Origin of the sequence: Mycobacterium sp. E3247 (assembly GCF_001667785.1) — a bacterium.
GTDB lineage: Bacteria > Actinomycetota > Actinomycetes > Mycobacteriales > Mycobacteriaceae > Mycobacterium.
In genome coordinates, this window is the sequence record NZ_LZJG01000282.1 from 1 (window position 1) to 15,896 (window position 15,896).

Genomic DNA, 15,896 nt, shown 5'->3' on the forward strand with positions numbered 1-15,896 from the left:
CGCCCGCGGCGAAACCGAATGGCTGCCGCCACCGCACCTGGACCGCGGCCAACCCCGCACCAACCCCTACCACCACCGGAGAAAAACTCCTACGCGACGACGACGATGACGACAGGCCGTAGCCTGTGAAGCCAGTTGCGGCACAAAGCTTTAGGAGCGGGCGAGCTTCTCGCGCAGCCGGCGGTTGACCGGTTCGGGCAGTAGCTGCGAGACGTCACCGCCGAACGTGGCGACCTCCTTGGCCAACGAGGACGACACGAACGAGTACCGCGGTGTCGTCGCGACGAAAAACGTGTCGACACCGGCGATGTGCTTGTTCATCTGCGCCATCTGCAGCTCGTATTCGAAGTCGGTGCCGGTGCGCAGCCCCTTGACGATGGCGGTCATGCCCTGCGACCTGACGAAGTCGACCACCAAGCCCTGACCGGCCTCGACGCGAAGGTTGGGCAGATGCGTCGTCGACTCGGTGATCATCGCGATCCGCTCGTCGAGGTCGAACATGCCCTTCTTCGCGGGATTGGTCAGGATCGCCACCACCACCTCGTCGAACTGGGCCGACGCCCGCTCGAAGACGTCGATGTGGCCCAACGTCACTGGATCGAACGACCCCGGGCATACCGCGCCACTCATGACGAAAGACGGTACACGCCCGCCTCAGAGTCGTTCGGCCATCTCCAGCCGGGTGTCGCCGTACACGCGCGGCGGCCACACGGACCAGCCAGCCGGCCAGGTCAACGGCGCGCCGGTCGCCGCGCGCTCCACCACCGCCACGGTTCCGGCAGCCACCCAACCATGCGTGACCAAAGCGGCCAGCATGGCTTCGACCTCGGCGGACTCGACGTCGTAGGGCGGGTCGGCCATAACGAGGTCGACCGGCCTCGCGGTCCCGGCCGCCAAAACGGTTGCGACCGCCCCGCGGCGCACCGCCGCACCTGCCAAACCCAGGGCGTCGATGTTGCGTGCGATGACCGACGCGCTGCGCTGATCCGATTCCACGAACAACGCCGAGGCGGCACCGCGTGACAACGCCTCCAATCCCAGTGCGCCCGAACCGGCATAGAGGTCCAGCACCGCGGCGCCGGTCAGGTCATGGCGCGCGGTCAGGATGTTGAAGAGCGACTCGCGCACCCGATCGGTGGTGGGTCTGGTTCCCCGCGGCGGCACGGTGATCCGCCGGCCCCCCGCCGCGCCGCCGATGATCCGGGTCACCTGCCAACACTTACAGCAGCGTCGACCAATAGTCCCAGAACCGCGCCATGATCAGCAGGAACACGGCAGTGAACCACAGCGCGGTGACGGACCAGCGCCATTGGTACAGCACCGCCGCCACACCGTGGTCCCGGCGTTGCAGCGCGGGACGGCAGGCGATCGACGCGACGACCACCAGCAGCGTGATGGTGGCCGCCCAGACGACCATGCAGTACGGGCACAACGCGCCGATCTTGTACAGGCTCTGGTAAATCAACCAGTGCACGAACACCGCGCCGATCACCAGGCCGATCGTCTGTCCTATCCAATACCATTGCGGCAAACGGACTTTCGTCACGGCGAGCAGCCCGGTCACGACCACCACGGTGAACGCCACCAGGCCCAGCAGCGGGTTGGGGAATCCCAGCACCGACGCCTGCGGGGTGACCATCACCGAGCCGCACGACAGGATCGGGTTGAAGTTGCACGACGGCACATACGCCGGGTTGAGCAGGAGGTCGATCTTCTCCACCGTCAGCGTCGCGGAGGCAGCCAGGCCGATCACGCCGGCGATCAGCACCCACCACGCGCTGGGCGCCGGTACGCCCGCTTCGGGACGCGATTGCGGTGTCAGGTCGCCGGTTTCGGCTGACACCGGTGTGGTCACGCGGCCGCGGGGGCCACGGCGCCGTCGATGCCCGGCACGTCGCCCACGATGCTCTTGATCTTGGCCACCAGGGCGTCGGGTGTCGACGGGTCGTAGTCGTCGCCATTGATCTTGATGGTCGGCGTGGCGTTGATCTTCGCGGCCGACGCCTCAGCGGTGACCTTCGCGATGTACTTGCCGCTGTTGATGCAGTCGGGCACCTTGCCGACGACGCCGGACTCGCGGGCCAGCTCGATCAGCCGGGCGTTGTCCGGGAAGCTGGTGCCGCGTTCGCTGGGCTGCAAGTCGGTGGTGTACAGCGCGGTGTGGAATCGCCGGAACGCGTCGAGGGACTCGTCGGCCACGCAGAGCGCCGCGGCGCCCGCCCGCGAGGAGTAGTTCTGGTTCCTGGCGTTGTCGAGGATCGACACCATCGAGTAATCGGCCGCGATGGCACCGACGTCGATGAGCCTGGACACCGTCGGACCGAACGTGCGCTCGAAGTTGCCGCAGGCCGGGCACAGGAAGTCCTCGTAGAACGTGACCACGGCCTTGGGGTTGCTGGTACCGGGCTGGGTGACCAGTTTGCTCGACGTCACGCGCACCGTGTCGCCCCCGCCGATGGCGGCGGTCTTCTTGTGGTGTGTGACCACGATGTAGGAGACCAGCGCGACCAGGAAAATGACGACGACGGCGGTCCCACCGATCTGAATCAGCCGGCCCGACTTACCGTCGGCGGCCTTCATGTCAAAGCGCGGGGGGCGTTTGGATTTGTCGGCCACAGTCTGCGTGATCCTTCGGTACTCGGGTTGTCATTCGTCGATGGGCGTCAATCGTTCGTGGGCGCCTCTAGGTTACCGACGCCGACCGCGCGACAGGTCAGACTCGGCTCAGGTGGGCACGCAGAGCCGAAATCAACTCGGTGGTCGCGGCGGCACTGCCGCCGCCGAGCTGGAACAGGTTGGCGAAGCCGTGCGTCAACGAACCCATGCACCGCAGATCGACCGGGGTTCCGGCGGCCTGCAGGGCCGCCGCGTAGCTCTCGCCCTCGTCGCGCAGCGGATCGAAACCCGCGACCGCGATCAGCGCCGGGGCGAGCCCGGCCAGCGACTCGGCCAGCAGCGGCGACACCCGCGGATCCGCCCGGTCGACGCTCGAACGGCGCAGGTATTGCGACTCGAACCAATCGATGTCGCGCTTGGTCAGCAGGAACCCGCGGGCGAACAGGCTCAGCGAGCGGGTCTGCGTGGTGAAGTCGGTACGCGGGTAGATCAGCCACTGCAGCACGGGGGCGGGCACGCCCTCGTCGCGCGCCAGCTGGCAGACGACGGCGGCCAGGTTGCCGCCCGCGCTGTCGCCGCCGACGGCGACCCGGCCGGGCGCGGCGCCGAGCTCCTCGGCGTGGTCGTGCGCCCAGCGGAAGGCGGCGTACGCGTCCTCGACCGCGGCCGGGGCCGGGTGTTCGGGGGCCAGGCGGTAGTCGATCGACAGCACGTGGATGCCGGCATCGCGGCACGTCAACCGGCACAGCGCGTCGTAGGAGTCCAAGTCGCCGATCGACCATCCGCCGCCGTGATAGAAGACCAGCAGCGGCGCCGACGCCCCGTTGGCGGGACGGTAATGGCGCGCGGGGATGTCACCGGCCTGCCCGGGCAACGACAGGTCATCGACGTCGACGTGGATCTGCGGGCCAGGAAGTTCGAGCGACAGCTGGCGCATCTGAGCGCGCGATGCAGCCGGGTCGTCGTCGACGACCAGGCCGTCGATTCCGACGGCCCGCAGACCGGAGAGCATCAGCTGAAGCGTCGGATCCAGCGTGTTGCCGTCGATGGTCACCGAGCGGCCCCCGAACAGCGCGCGCTTGGCGGGTGTCGGGATCCACGGAATGACCTTGACACCGATCGTGGATACGGCGCCCTGCATGCGACTGGCCAGGCGCATGGGCGGGTGTTTCACACCGAGGTGAAGGTCGGGCGCGGGCACGCTCTTGGTCATGGACACTCCCTCGGTTGAACGTCTTCGGCCCCGGCGGCCACCGAGCGGGCGCGGCTCGTGCCTGGGCTGCGCGCCTACCGGCAGGCCGATTACCGGTTCCGGTGCGCCGTGTGACCAACTCTACGTGGTGCGGAATTTGTGAAATGCGGACCAGGGGCGGATATCACCGCGCCCCGCCGCGCCGTTGATGAGGTGGTATTTTCCAGGCCGGTAATATCGTGATCCCCTAGCCGAACCGCCTAACGGATTGCGAGCAGCTTCGACGTGTTCGATTTTCGAACTCAGCGCCTTCAACTCGGCGCCGATGCAATGTCGATCTCCTCGCTCGATGAGGGCATCAGGTTGGCCCCACGACCCTTCAATTTCACAGGCAGGTGAATGACATTGGCTGGCGAGTCGGGCGCTGCCGTGCCCTCTGTAGCGCTTAATGACGAAAACACGATGCCGGTGCTTGGCCTCGGTGTCGCGGACTTATCGGAGGACGAGACCGAACGCGCGGTCTCGGCAGCGCTGGAGATGGGCTGCCGGCTGATCGACACCGCCGCCGCCTACGGCAACGAAGCGGCTGTCGGCCGCGCCATCGCGGCCTCCGGAATTCCCCGCGCGGAACTGTTCGTCACCACCAAACTGGCCAGCGCCGACCACGGATTCCTGCGATCCATCGAGGCGTGCAAGGAGAGCCTGGAGCGCCTCGGCCTGGATTACCTCGACCTGTACCTGATTCACTGGCCCGTGCCGTCACGGGGTGAGTACGTGAATTCGTTCGGCGGGCTGATCCAGTGCCGCGGGGACGGGCTGGCCCGTTCGATCGGCGTCTCGAACTTCACCGAAGTGCATGTCACCGACATCATCGACCTGACCTTCGTCACGCCGGCGGTCAACCAGGTCGAACTGCACCCGCTGCTCAATCAGGCCGAGATCCGCAAAGCCGACGCCGAGCACAACGTCGTCACCCAGGCCTACACGCCGTTGGCGCTGGGGAAGCTGATGGACAACCCGACGCTGACCTCGGTCGCCGGCGAGTACGGCAAGACTCCCGCACAGGTGCTGCTGCGGTGGAACCTGCAGCTGGGCAACGCGGTGGTCTTCCGGTCGGCCAAGCCCGAGCACATCGCCGGGAATCTCGACGTGTTCGACTTCGAGTTGGCCGCCGAGCACATGGACGCGATCAACGGGCTCAACGACGGCACCAGGTTGCGCCCGGACCCCAACACCTTCGAGGGCGCCTGAGTCAGCCCGCCGGGCAGGTGGCCGCCGCCTGACGCAAAACCCCCGTCGACGGCTGGTCCACCGGTAGCGCGTAACCGCGCAGCACCGCGATGAACTGCATGGCGTATTGACAGGCGAACGCGGCGTTCGGCGGCATCCATTGCGCGGGCGCCGCGTCGCCCTTGTCCTGATTGGCCTGCCCGTCGACGGCCAGCAGGTTGGCCGGATCGTTGGCGAACCGCAGCCGCTCGTCGGCGGGCCAGGTGTAGGCGCCCATGTCCCAGGCGTAGGCGAGCGGGACGATGTGGTCGATCTGCACCGCCTCGCCGACCTTGGCGCCGCGCGCAAAGGCGATGGTCTTGTTGGTGTACGGATCGTGCAGGGTGCCGGTGGCCACCGCGTCCGGGCATCGCTTGGTCGACACGAACGTCTTGTCGACGAGGTCGCGGTTGAGGATGTCGTCGCGGGTGTCGCAACCGTTGTGCCCCATCGGGGCGTCGTTGTCGTCGGTCCACGCGTCGCCGAACGCGGCCCTGCGGTAGTCATACCGGTGCGCCCGCAGCGGCAGCACCGCGATACCCGCGAGCACATCCGTGCCCGGCTGCACCGTCGGGACGTCGGCGCGCGCCGCGTATTCGTCCGCGTGCCTGGCCGCCGAGGATCCGACCGTCTGGTAGGCCACCACCAGCGCCAGGGCCGCGACCGCGCACAACCACAGCAACACCTTGCGGTTCATGACTTGTCCAGGTATTCGATCCGGTCGGTGTTGACGAAAGGTGCTGCCAGCAAAGCCAATTCGGGGCTTGTCGGGTTGTCGGCGTACGTTCGGACGCAGAAGTCGCGCGCCGCCTCGATGACGTCGCGGTGATCGGCCAACGACAGCAGCCGCAGATTGATGGCGCGACCGGACTGGTTGCGGCCCAGGACGTCTCCCTCGCGGCGCTCCTTGAGGTCCAGGTCGGCGAGCGCGAACCCGTCCAAGGTCGAGGCGACGGCGGAGAGCCGCTTGCCCGCCGGCGACTGCGGTGAGACCCAACTGGCGAGCAGGCACAGGCTGGGATGTTGGCCGCGGCCGATGCGGCCCCGCAGCTGATGCAGTTGGCTGATGCCGAAGCGGTCGGCGTCCATCACCAGCATCACGGTGGCATTGGGGACGTCCACGCCCACCTCGATGACGGTGGTGCACACCAGCACATCGGTCTCACGGGCCCGAAACGCCGCCATCGCCGCGTCCTTCGCGTCGGCGGACAACCGACCGTGCATCAGCCCGAGCCGCAGGCCGGACAACTCGCCCGACCGCAACCGTTCGTAGAGTCCCACGGCGGTTTCCGACGGTTTGGCGTTCTGCTCCTGCTTGTCCGGGTCGTCCGTCTCGTCGATCCGGGGCGCCACCACGTAGGCCTGGCGGCCGGCGGCGACCTCTTCGGTGATGCGCCGCCAGGCCCGCTCGAGCCAGGCCGGCTTGTCCTTGACGAAGATGACGTTGCTGGTGATGGGCTGGCGTCCGCGCGGAAGCTCGCGCAGCGTCGAGGTTTCCAGATCGCCGTAGACGGTCAGCGCGACCGTGCGCGGTATCGGCGTGGCCGTCATCACCAGCAGGTGCGGCGTGACACCGGGACGGGCCTTGGCCCGCAACTGATCTCGCTGTTCGACGCCGAACCGGTGTTGCTCGTCGACCACCACCATGCCCAGTGTGCGGAACTCCACCGCGTCCTGCAACAGCGCATGGGTGCCGACGACGATCCCGGCCTGACCGCTCGCCACCTCGTCACGGACCTGCTTCTTCTGCGCCGCGGTCATCGAACCGGTGAGCAGCGCGACCCGGGTGGCCACCCCGCCTTCACTGTCCGCACCACCCAGCTGACCCGCCATCGCCAACGGGCCCAGCACGTCGGTGATCGACCGAAGATGTTGGGCGGCAAGGACTTCGGTGGGCGCCAGCAGCGCGCACTGGTAACCGGCGTCGACCAGCTGCAGCATCGCCAGCACCGCGATGATGGTCTTCCCGGACCCGACCTCGCCCTGCAGCAGGCGGTTCATCGGCCGGGTCGCCGACAGCTCCCTGGCGAACACGTCGAGCACTTCGCGTTGTCCCGCGGTCAGCTCGAACGGCAACCGCCCCAGCAGTTCCGCGGACAGACCGTCGGAGCGCGGCGGCGCCGGCGGCCCCGATTCCGACAGCTCGCTGTGCCGCCGGGCGACCAGCGCCCACTGCAACCCGACGGCCTCGTCGAAGGTCAGGCGCTCCCGGGCCCGCATGCGCGCCGACTCGTCCTCGGCCAGATGAATGTCGCGCAACGCGCGATCCTCGGAGACCAGGTGGTGCCGGTCGCGCAGATCGGCGGGCAACGGGTCATCCACCGGATCCAGGACGTCAAGCACCTGGCGCACGCACCGGAAGATGTCCCAGCTCTGCACCTTGGTGGTGGCCGGATAGATCGGGAAGAACGCCCGCTCGAACGCCGCCATCTGCAGTTCGCCGGTGGTGGCCTGCGAGGCGATGGCGATGTTCTTCAGCGAACTGGTGCCCCGGTTCTTGCCGTCCGGGGAGTCGAGGATGAGGAACGCCGGATGGGTCAGCTGCATGACGTCCTTGAAGAACCCGACCTCCCCGGAAAGCATCACCTTGGTGCCCTTGGTCAGGTCCTTCTTCAGGTAATTGGCGTTGAAGAAGGTCGCGGTCACCTTGTTGCGGCCGGAGCCGAGGGTGATGCGGTGGCAATCCTTCTTCGGGGTCTTCTTCATCGGCCAGGTCTTGGTCTCGGCGATCGTGTCGACGATGGTGATGTGCTCGCCGGCCGGCGGGCGCTGGTGGTCGGCGTCCCAGCGGGTCGCGCCCTCGGTGTAGCTGCGCGGATAGTGGCGCAGCAGATCGTCGACGGTACGGATGCCCAGCTCCTCGTCGAGCTGGTCGGCGGCCTTGGCGCCCACCACGAAGTCCAGCCGGTCGCGCAGCGACGCCACGGCTACTCGACCCCGATCAACAGCGCGTCACCGCGGTGGCCGGTCCGGTAGGTGACCAGCTCGGTCCCCGGGTGGTGATCGTGCATGTGTTCTTCCAGGGTGTCGCCCAGGGCCGCGGCCGCATCGTCGGTTTCGATGCCCGCGCCCACCAGCACCGTCACCAGGTCGCCGCCGGAGGCCAGCAGCAGGTCGAGCAGACCGATCGCCGCCGCGGTCGCGTCGGCGGCGACGATCAGCACCTCATCCCCCGCGATGCCCAGGCCGTCGCCCGGCTGGCAGCGGCCCGCCCAGGTCAGCGCGCTCTCGGTCGCGACGCGCACCGAGCCGTGCCGGGCCGCGCCCGCCGCGCGCGCCATGGTGTAGCCGTCGTCCACCGCCTGCCGGTCGTTTTCGTGCACGGCCAGCGCGGCCAGCCCCTGCACCATCGATCCCGTCGGGATCGGGACCACATCGATGCCCCAGCCGATGGCCGCCGTGCACCCGGCCACCAGTTCCTCGGCCGGCACGTACCCGTTGGGCAGGACCATCACCTGCGCGGCACCGGTGTCGACCACCGCCCGCATCAGCTGGTGGGCGCTGATGTTGGTGACCGGGTCGCCCGCGGCCGGATCGCACTGCAGCACGCAGGCGCCTTCCCCGCCGAACAGCTCGGCGGCACCCTCCCCGTCGACGACGGCGAGCACCGCGCGTTCCCGCGTCCAGCCGCCGGCCGGCAGCCCGGTGGCGCCGGAGCTCAACGCCGAAATCACGATGCGGCTCAGCCGTCCCGCGGCCAGCCCCGCCTCGACCGCGGCGCCGGCGTCGTCGGTGTGCACGTGCACCGAGTACGCGCGCTGCGCCGACGAGGTGGCGGCGGCGATACCCACGGAGTCGCCCAGCTCGCCGAGCCGGTCACGCAGCGCGTCGGCGGCGGCCGGATCGCAGCCCTCCAGCCGGTACATCACTTCGAATTGCGGCGCGGGGCGTTCCGCGGCGCCCTGCGGCTGCGGCGCGCGCGGCGACAGCTCGTACACGGTTCGGGCGGGCGCCTGTCCGGTGACGGCGGTGCGCAGGGCGTCCAGCAGCACCAGCAGGCCGCGCCCGCCCGCGTCCACGGCCCCGGCGTCGGCCAGCACGTCGAGCTGTTCGGGCGTCTTCTCCAGCGCCACGACCGCCGCGTCACCGGCGGCGACGATCGCCGAGGGGAGGTCGTCCCCGGCCTGGGCGCACTCCGCGACGGCGTCGGCGGCGGCGCGCAGCACCGAGACGATGGTCCCGGGGATCTCCTCCCCGCCCATCGACGTGATGACCAGGTCAACACCGCGACGCAGCGACGCCCCGAGCAGGGCCGCGTCGATGTGGGACAGCTCGCCGCCGGAATCGGCGGCCGCGACGGCGGTGGTGTCGGCGATGCCGCGCAGGATCTGCGACAAGATCACGCCGGAGTTGCCGCGGGCGCCGTTCAGGGCGCCCGCGGACATGGCTGCGGCGGCCTTGGCGACGCAGGCCGAACCGCCCTCGGAACCGAGGCCGGCGCTGGCCTCGGCCAGCGCCGAACGCATGGTGAACAGCATGTTGGCCCCGGTGTCGGAATCGGCAACCGGGTAGACGTTGAGCCGGTTGATCTCGTCGATGTGGGTGATGAGGTCGCTGACGGCGGTGTGCGCCCAGTCCCGCAAGGTGGTCGCGTCCAGTCGACGCTCCGACGGTCCCAGTGTGATCCACCTCCTCCGGTGCCTGCCGGTGCCCAGCCCCCGGTGGGCGCCAGCGTAGCTCGGCGACTCGGCGGACGACTGCCCGTGACCACCACCCGCTTGCGGGGCCGCCCGGCCCATTGAGCCTAGCCAGGCGCGACGACAAAGGTGCTGATCGTTTTGGTGGTTGCCACGACAATCGGTATCCTGGTTGGGCCCGGGTCAACCCGGGATGTCCCGGCCACGTGTGAGACCGCCGAGCCGGACCCCCGAGATTTGAGGAGCTTGAACAATGGCCGCTGTGTGCGACATCTGCGGGAAAGGCCCCGGCTTCGGCAAGTCGGTGTCGCACTCCCACCGCCGCACCAGCCGCCGGTGGGACCCCAACGTCCAAACCGTGCACGTTGTCACCCGCCCGGGCGGCAACAAGCAGCGCCTCAACGCCTGCACCTCCTGCATCAAGGCCGGCAAGGTCGCCAGGGGCTAGTCCGGGCCTAGTCCGCAGCTACATCACGGCTACATCACCGGCTACATCACGGCTTACATCACCGGCTACATCACGATGTGCCCGGCGTCGACGGGTATCGACACGCCCGTCACGTAGCGGGCGCGCGGACCGACCAGCCACAGCACCGCTTCCGTCACGTCTTGCGCTTCGACCAGCGGCACGTCGGGCAGCAGCATCTGCGAGACGGCCGGGTTGGGGTTCTCCAGCATCCGGTTGACGACGAAGTCGTTCAGGATCATCGGCGTCATGACGCCGCTCGGATGCACCGAGTTGACCCGGATCTTGTGTGGCGCATAGGCATTGGCCGCTGACCGCATCAACCCCACCACCCCGTGCTTGGACGCGGCGTAGGCGAACATCGCCGCACTGCCGTCGCCGCCCCGGCCGGTCAGCCCCTGCGAGGAGCTGACCAGCACGATCGACCCGCCCCGGCCCTTGCGGATGATGGAGGGCACCGTCGCCAGCAACGTGTGCCACACCCCCTTGAGGTTGGTGTCGACGATCGTGTTGAACACCGGTTCGGAATGGGCTTCCGGGTCACCGATCGCCACCACCCCGGCGTTGGCGACGACGATGTCCACCTCCCCGAGGTGGTCGATCCCGCTTTGCACCGCGGCCTCCAGTTGCGGCAGGTCGCGGACGTCGGCGACGACGGGCGCCACCTTGCGGCCGGTGGCTTCGACCAGCCGCGCGGTCTCGTCGAGATCCGATTTGGTGCCCAGCGGGTAGGGAATCGCGTCGATATCGGCGCAGATGTCCACGGCGATGATGTCGGCGCCCTGTTCGGCGAAGGCCACCGCGTGACTGCGGCCCTGGCCGCGCGCCGCACCGGTGATGACGGCGACCTTGTTGTCGAGCTCACCCATGACTACACCTCCAGCTTCGTGCCGGTCTCTTGCTCGGCGAAGGCCACCAGGCGGGCGGCCGTGTCGTAGTCGCAGGCAACCGGCGAGCGGCCGATCAGCACCGGCCCTCCGCGCAGGCCGAACCTGCCGGTGACCCCGACGTAGCTGCCCGGGGGCAGCGGTTCGCTGATGCAGTACAGCGTGGGCGCCGCGCCTTCGTCGATGTCGTTGGCCAACCGGTCGGCCACCACCTTGACCACTTTGTGGGCCACCGACATCACCGGCGAGTCGCCGAGCTGCGACAGGTTCGAGGCCACCCAGCCCGGATGGGTGAGCTGGGTGACGACGGCGGATCCGGCGGCACGCAGCATGCGGTCCAGCTCCAGGCCCCACAGCATGACCGCGAGCTTCGATTGCGCGTAGGCGCCCAGCCGCGTCCACTTGTGCCGGCGCAGGTGCAGGTCGTCGAGGCGCAGCTGCGCCGAGCGGTGCGCGTCGGAGCCGACGTTGATGATCTGGGTCCGCACTTTGGGCAGCAGCAGATTGGTCAGCGCGAACGGCCCGAGCAGGTTGGTGCCCAGTGTCTTCTCGAATCCGTCCACCGTGTCGGTGCGGCGCTCGGTCAGCGCGCCGGCGTTGTTGATCAGGATGTCGATGTCGTCGTCGATCGACGAGGCGAAAGCCCGCACCGAGGACTGGTCGGCGAGGTCGACCCGGGCCACTTCGGTCGATCCGCCCATTTCGGCCGCGCGTTGCTCGCCCAACTCGGTGTTGCGCACCGCCAGGATCACGTGGGCGCCGACTTTCGCCAGGGCGCGGGCGGTGCCCAGCCCGACGCCGTTGGTCGCTCCGGTCACAATGATTCGTTTGCCGGTCAGGTCGCCGAGCCGGCTCGGGGTCCAAGGTAACGTCACGGCGATCAAGAGTAATGGTCGGTTCTATGTAAATTGGGCCGGTTCTGCCACCATTGTTGGCGGACGCGGAGGAGACGGCTCGACAGGTGGTTCCACATGAGTGACAGCGCGCGAGAAATCACCAACCTGATCTACACCTACGCCGAGCTTCTCGATGGAGGCGACCTGGACGGCGTGGCCCGGCTCTTCGAACACGGGCGCATCTGCGGGGTGGAGAACGGTCCACCGGAGACGGTGTTCGCCGGGTCCGCCCGGGTGCGCGAGATGTACGAGATGGCGACGCGCATCTACTCCGACGGCACCCCGAAGACCAAACACAACACGACCAACGTGCAGCTGTACATCGACGAGGCCGACGGGACCGCCCGCAGCACGTCCTACTATTGCGTCACCCAGGCCACCCCCGACCTTCCGCTGCAGGTGATCGTGACCGGGCACTACAAGGACACCTTTGCGCGGGTGGACGGCGTCTGGCGATTCGACAGCCGCACCATGTTCGTCGACCAGGTCGGCGACGTCAGCCGGCATTTGAAGTTCTGAGCGCGTGGCCGAGAAGCAGCGCATGCCTGATCACCCCGTCGCGACCAAATCCCAGCACGAACAGGAGCTGGCCGCATTCGACCTGATCGAGCATCCCACCGTCAAGGCCGCCTATCAGAGGGTGGGCGAGACCTGGCTGGGCCGGGCCAAGGCGTCGAAGGCGATGCGGGAGCGGTTCGAGGAGGCGTTCGCCGAGGTGATGTTCTCGGCGGCGGTGTGGTCGTCCAACCAGGACAAGCTGCGGCCGAAGGTCAGCTGCATCACCCGGCTGGCGCACCGCGTCGAGGGCCGGCGCATCCCCGGATCACGGTGGGGCATCGACAATCCCGACAGCGTGTACCGGGTGATCCCGATCTCCGGCGACGAGCGCTACGAGATCCACGGCCGGGTGGGCGAGCACCGGATGACGGAGAACTACTTCACGTTGTGGGATGCCCACATGGGCACCGTCGGCGTGCTCAACGGCCGCACCATGCGGGTCGACTCCGACGGCTGCTTCACCATCACGGTGGATGCCGACCCCGCCGGCGGACGGCCCAACCACGTGCAGACCTCCCCCGCGGCGCACGAGTTCTACATCCGCGACGTACTGCTGGACTGGGCCCGCGACGACCCCAATCACCTTGAGGTGCAACGGCTCGGCGGCCCGCCGGTGACCCCCGCGCGCACGCTCGACGAACAGGCCGAGGCCACCGCGGCGATGATGGATTACTTCGCCAACTTCACCGGCAAGCTCAGCCACGGCGTGTACAAGATGCCGGCCAACCACTTCGACCTGGCCTGGTCGGCCGACAAGGCCGGCGCGATGCGCAACCAGGTTTACGTCATGGGCCGCTTCGATCTCGCCCCCGACGAGGCGTTCGTGGTGGACCTCAACGACGGTGGCGCCGAGTACTTCACGGTGCCACTGAGCAACACCTGGGGCACCACGCTGGACATCCTCGACCGCACCGGCAGCCTGAACAAGGCGCAATCGGTGGCCAACGAGGACGGCGGCTACACCTATGTGATCTCCCCTACCGATCCGGGCGTGGCCAACTGGATCGACTCCGATGGGCTACGCGAGGGCATCCTGACGCTGCGGATGGCGGAATTCGGCGAGGCGGGTCCCCGCCCAGATCTGGGCGCGCACGGGCGGGTGGTCAAGCTGGACCGGCTCGACGCCGAGGTGCCGCACCTGCCGCCGGTGGGTCGGCAGCAGAGGGCAGCCGAACTCGCCGAGCGCCGGGCCGCGTATCTGCGGCGCCTGCCGGAGGGGGCGGCCTGAGGTGGCGCGTTGGCTGATCACCGGATGCTCCACGGGCTTTGGTCGCGAAATCGCCCGTGCGGCACTGGAAGCGGGCCACGACGCGATGGTGACCGCGCGGCGGGCCGAAGCGGTGCGCGACGTCGTCGACGAGTTCGGCGATCGCGCCGTGGCCGTCGCGCTCGACGTGACGGACCCCGAGCAGATCGCGGCGGCGGTGTCGGCGGCCGAGGCGGCGTTCGGCGGCGTCGACGTCCTGGTCAACAACGCCGGTCACGGCTACCTGTCCGCCGTGGAGGAGGGCGAGGACGCCGAGGTTCGGAAGCTGTTCGAGGTCAACTACTTTGGCGCTGTCAACATGATCAAGGCGGTGTTGCCGGCCATGCGTGCCCGCGGCTCCGGGCACATCATCAACATGTCATCGATGACCGGCCTGGTCGCCAATCCGCCCAACGCGTATTACTCGTCGACGAAGTTCGCGCTGGAGGCGATCACCGAGGCGCTCGCCGCCGAGGTGCGGCCGTTGGGCATCAAGGTGACCGCCATCGAACCGGGCGCCTTCCGCACCGACTGGGCGACACGGTCGATGAAAGAAACCGGCACGCCGATAGCCGATTACGTCGATGTGGCGGCGCGCAAGGATTTGATCAAGCAGTTCGCCGATCACCTGCCCGGTGATCCGAAGAAGGTCGCCGCCGCGGTACTGATGGTGACCACGCTCGAGGAGCCACCGCTGCGGCTGCTGCTGGGCCGCGACGTGCTGAAGGCCATGCGCGACAAGCTCGCCGCGCTCTCGTCGTCGATCGAGGAATGGAAGTCCGTCACCAAGGACGTCAATTTCGAGGGTGCGTAAGTTCACTCGTCAGTTCACTCGTCGAGGAAGACGGCGTGCCGGCCCACCGGGTCGCGCCCGATGTGCAGGTTGTTGGCGGGGAAATCGGGATCGGAGTAGCCGATCGCCAGGCCGCACAGGATGTTCAGCTCCGGCGGGATGTTCAGCTGCTCGCGCACGACGTCGGGATAGCCGGCGATCGCCACCTGCACGCAGGTGCCCAATCCCCGCGCGGTCAGGGCCAGCACCAGCGTCTGCAGGAACATGCCGACGCCCATACTGTCGGCGTAGCCGAGGTCTCGGTGCATGCACACGATGCCGCCCAGCGGTGCGCGGAAGAACTCCCAGTTGCGCAGCACGGCGATGCGCCGCGCCTCGGTGTCGTGGCGGGCAATGCCCATCGCACCGTAGACGTGTGCGCCGGTATCGCTGCGGAAATGGGCGAACTCGACGGGCAGCTGCGGCACCTTGGGTGGCTCGGAGCGCGCCCTTTCCAGCATGGCGGCGACCAACCGGTCGCGCGCCGCACCCGAGACGAACACCATGTGCCATGGCTGCACGTTGGAATTCGACGGCGCGCGCATGGCCAGTTCCAGCGATTCCTCCACCAGGTGGCGCGGCACCGGGTCAGGCAGAAAGAGCCGTGTCGAATGCCGCTGGCGGATGGTGTCTTCGAGGTCGTACATGGCTCTATGTTGTCAGGGCCGCTGGGGGCGATCGCGAGCGCGGCGAAGCCGGGCGAGGCGGATCGCCCCCATCTACCCCAGCGGCGATCGCGAGCGCGGCGAAGCCGGGCGAGGCGGATCGCCCCCATCTACCCCAGCGGCGATCGCGAGCGCGGCGTAGGCCGGGCGAGGCGGGTCGTTACGTCAAACGGGTTCGTCGTCGTCGGTGTCGCGGAGGAATCGTTCGGGGTGGTGGTAGCTGTTGGTGCGGGGTTGTCCGCGGTCCAGGTGCGGTGGCGGCAGCCATTCGGTTTCGCCGCGGGCGTTGGTGCGGGTGGTCCAGCCTTGTTCGGCGAGTCGGTTGTCGGGGCCGCACGCCAGGGTGAGGTCGTCGATGTCGGTGCGGCGGGTGGCTTGCCATCCGCGGACGTGGTGGACCTGGCTGTGGTAGGCCGGGGCGTCGCAGCCGGGTTTCGTGCAGCCGCGGTCCTTGGCGTACAACATGATTCGCTGGGCGGGCGAGGCGAACCGTTTGGTGTGATGCAGCGCAAGCGACCTGCCCCTGTCGAAGATCGCCAAGTAATGGTGAGCGTGGCCCGCCCAGCGGATCACGTCCGACATCGGCACCAGCGTGCCGCCGGCGGTCAACGCCTTACCGGCCGCGGCCTCCA

17 protein-coding genes are annotated in these 15,896 nt (G+C 68.5%); 5 read left to right on the forward strand and 12 right to left on the reverse strand.

The annotated features are described in order from the left end of the window. Nucleotides 1-150: 150 nt before the first annotated feature. The 5 genes from coaD to A9X04_RS15470 form a co-directional block, all read right to left on the reverse strand. Nucleotides 151-630, reverse strand: coding sequence for a pantetheine-phosphate adenylyltransferase (coaD, locus tag A9X04_RS15450; RefSeq protein WP_067921901.1), 480 nt, complete (start codon nt 628-630; stop codon nt 151-153). Nucleotides 631-654: 24 nt separating this feature from the next. Next, nucleotides 655-1,209, reverse strand: a complete 555-nt coding sequence (gene rsmD / locus A9X04_RS15455; RefSeq protein ID WP_067921905.1) for a 16S rRNA (guanine(966)-N(2))-methyltransferase RsmD — start codon at nt 1,207-1,209, stop codon at nt 655-657. A 10-nt stretch (nt 1,210-1,219) separates the two neighbouring features. Next, complete coding sequence (locus A9X04_RS15460) at nt 1,220-1,855, reverse strand: vitamin K epoxide reductase family protein (protein WP_067921908.1); 636 nt, start codon at nt 1,853-1,855, stop codon at nt 1,220-1,222. Then, nucleotides 1,852-2,616 (reverse strand): DsbA family protein, encoded by a 765-nt coding sequence (locus tag A9X04_RS15465; RefSeq protein ID WP_067921910.1) that lies wholly within the window; start codon nt 2,614-2,616, stop codon nt 1,852-1,854. Before A9X04_RS15465 ends, A9X04_RS15460 begins: the two co-directional genes overlap by 4 nt. Before the next feature lie 97 nt (nt 2,617-2,713). Then, the gene (locus tag A9X04_RS15470; RefSeq protein ID WP_067921912.1) at nt 2,714-3,829 is read right to left on the reverse strand and encodes an alpha/beta hydrolase; all 1,116 of its coding nucleotides are present in this window, start codon (nt 3,827-3,829) and stop codon (nt 2,714-2,716) included. A 384-nt stretch (nt 3,830-4,213) separates the two neighbouring features. Here A9X04_RS15470 and A9X04_RS15475 point away from each other — a divergent pair, with 384 nt between their 5' ends. After that, the gene (locus A9X04_RS15475) at nt 4,214-5,059 is read left to right on the forward strand and encodes an aldo/keto reductase (RefSeq protein WP_197509178.1); all 846 of its coding nucleotides are present in this window, start codon (nt 4,214-4,216) and stop codon (nt 5,057-5,059) included. A gap of 1 nt (nt 5,060) precedes the next feature. On the opposite strand, the gene A9X04_RS15480 is transcribed toward A9X04_RS15475, so the two are convergent. Genes A9X04_RS15480 through A9X04_RS15490 form a run of 3 tightly spaced genes read right to left on the reverse strand, consistent with a single transcriptional unit; the run spans nt 5,061 to nt 9,696 of the window. Then, nucleotides 5,061-5,774 (reverse strand): HNH endonuclease family protein, encoded by a 714-nt coding sequence (locus tag A9X04_RS15480; protein ID WP_067921918.1) that lies wholly within the window; start codon nt 5,772-5,774, stop codon nt 5,061-5,063. Then, nucleotides 5,771-8,002 (reverse strand): ATP-dependent DNA helicase RecG, encoded by a 2,232-nt coding sequence (gene recG / locus A9X04_RS15485; protein ID WP_067921920.1) that lies wholly within the window; start codon nt 8,000-8,002, stop codon nt 5,771-5,773. The genes A9X04_RS15480 and recG overlap by 4 nt, the downstream gene beginning before the upstream one ends. A gap of 2 nt (nt 8,003-8,004) precedes the next feature. Continuing rightward, the gene (locus A9X04_RS15490; RefSeq protein WP_067921938.1) at nt 8,005-9,696 is read right to left on the reverse strand and encodes a DAK2 domain-containing protein; all 1,692 of its coding nucleotides are present in this window, start codon (nt 9,694-9,696) and stop codon (nt 8,005-8,007) included. Nucleotides 9,697-9,967: 271 nt separating this feature from the next. Here A9X04_RS15490 and rpmB point away from each other — a divergent pair, with 271 nt between their 5' ends. Next, complete coding sequence (gene rpmB, locus A9X04_RS15495) at nt 9,968-10,162, forward strand: 50S ribosomal protein L28 (RefSeq protein WP_067921921.1); 195 nt, start codon at nt 9,968-9,970, stop codon at nt 10,160-10,162. Between the two features lie 65 nt (nt 10,163-10,227). On the opposite strand, the gene A9X04_RS15500 is transcribed toward rpmB, so the two are convergent. Beyond that, nucleotides 10,228-11,049, reverse strand: coding sequence for a mycofactocin-coupled SDR family oxidoreductase (locus tag A9X04_RS15500; protein ID WP_067921924.1), 822 nt, complete (start codon nt 11,047-11,049; stop codon nt 10,228-10,230). A 2-nt stretch (nt 11,050-11,051) separates the two neighbouring features. After that, a complete protein-coding gene (locus A9X04_RS15505) occupies nt 11,052-11,942 on the reverse strand; it encodes an SDR family NAD(P)-dependent oxidoreductase (RefSeq protein ID WP_067921941.1) in 891 nt (296 codons plus the stop codon). Nucleotides 11,943-12,038: 96 nt separating this feature from the next. On the opposite strand from A9X04_RS15505, the gene A9X04_RS15510 reads away from it, so the two are divergent. The 3 genes from A9X04_RS15510 to A9X04_RS15520 are packed head-to-tail and all read left to right on the forward strand — an operon-like array spanning nt 12,039 to nt 14,581. Next, complete coding sequence (locus tag A9X04_RS15510) at nt 12,039-12,482, forward strand: nuclear transport factor 2 family protein (protein WP_067921926.1); 444 nt, start codon at nt 12,039-12,041, stop codon at nt 12,480-12,482. A gap of 22 nt (nt 12,483-12,504) precedes the next feature. Next, nucleotides 12,505-13,749: a hypothetical protein gene (locus A9X04_RS15515; RefSeq protein WP_067921944.1), complete on the forward strand. Its 1,245-nt coding sequence runs from the start codon at nt 12,505-12,507 to the stop codon at nt 13,747-13,749. 1 nt (nt 13,750) lies between these two features. Next, nucleotides 13,751-14,581, forward strand: coding sequence for an oxidoreductase (locus tag A9X04_RS15520; RefSeq protein ID WP_067921929.1), 831 nt, complete (start codon nt 13,751-13,753; stop codon nt 14,579-14,581). Between the two features lie 14 nt (nt 14,582-14,595). Here the strand turns inward: A9X04_RS15520 and A9X04_RS15525 are convergent, their stop codons facing one another. Together A9X04_RS15525 and A9X04_RS15530 are read right to left on the reverse strand one after the other, a co-directional pair. Then, entirely contained in the window at nt 14,596-15,246 is a 651-nt protein-coding gene (locus A9X04_RS15525) for a nitroreductase (RefSeq protein ID WP_067921935.1), read from the reverse strand. A gap of 183 nt (nt 15,247-15,429) precedes the next feature. Further along, nucleotides 15,430-15,896 (reverse strand): HNH endonuclease signature motif containing protein (locus A9X04_RS15530; protein WP_156751962.1); only part of this gene is annotated, 467 nt, incomplete at its 5' end.

Bases quoted from the DNA above. Each gene is read 5' to 3' on its own strand.
- coaD (WP_067921901.1), bottom strand. From the start codon at position 630: ATGAGTGGCGCGGTATGCCCGGGGTCGTTCGATCCAGTGACGTTGGGC.
- A9X04_RS15470 (WP_067921912.1), bottom strand. From the start codon at position 3,829: ATGACCAAGAGCGTGCCCGCGCCCGACCTTCACCTCGGTGTGAAACAC.
- A9X04_RS15480 (WP_067921918.1), bottom strand. From the start codon at position 5,774: ATGAACCGCAAGGTGTTGCTGTGGTTGTGCGCGGTCGCGGCCCTGGCG.
- rpmB (WP_067921921.1), top strand. From the start codon at position 9,968: ATGGCCGCTGTGTGCGACATCTGCGGGAAAGGCCCCGGCTTCGGCAAG.
- A9X04_RS15500 (WP_067921924.1), bottom strand. From the start codon at position 11,049: ATGGGTGAGCTCGACAACAAGGTCGCCGTCATCACCGGTGCGGCGCGC.
- A9X04_RS15510 (WP_067921926.1), top strand. From the start codon at position 12,039: ATGAGTGACAGCGCGCGAGAAATCACCAACCTGATCTACACCTACGCC.
- A9X04_RS15515 (WP_067921944.1), top strand. From the start codon at position 12,505: ATGCCTGATCACCCCGTCGCGACCAAATCCCAGCACGAACAGGAGCTG.
- A9X04_RS15525 (WP_067921935.1), bottom strand. From the start codon at position 15,246: ATGTACGACCTCGAAGACACCATCCGCCAGCGGCATTCGACACGGCTC.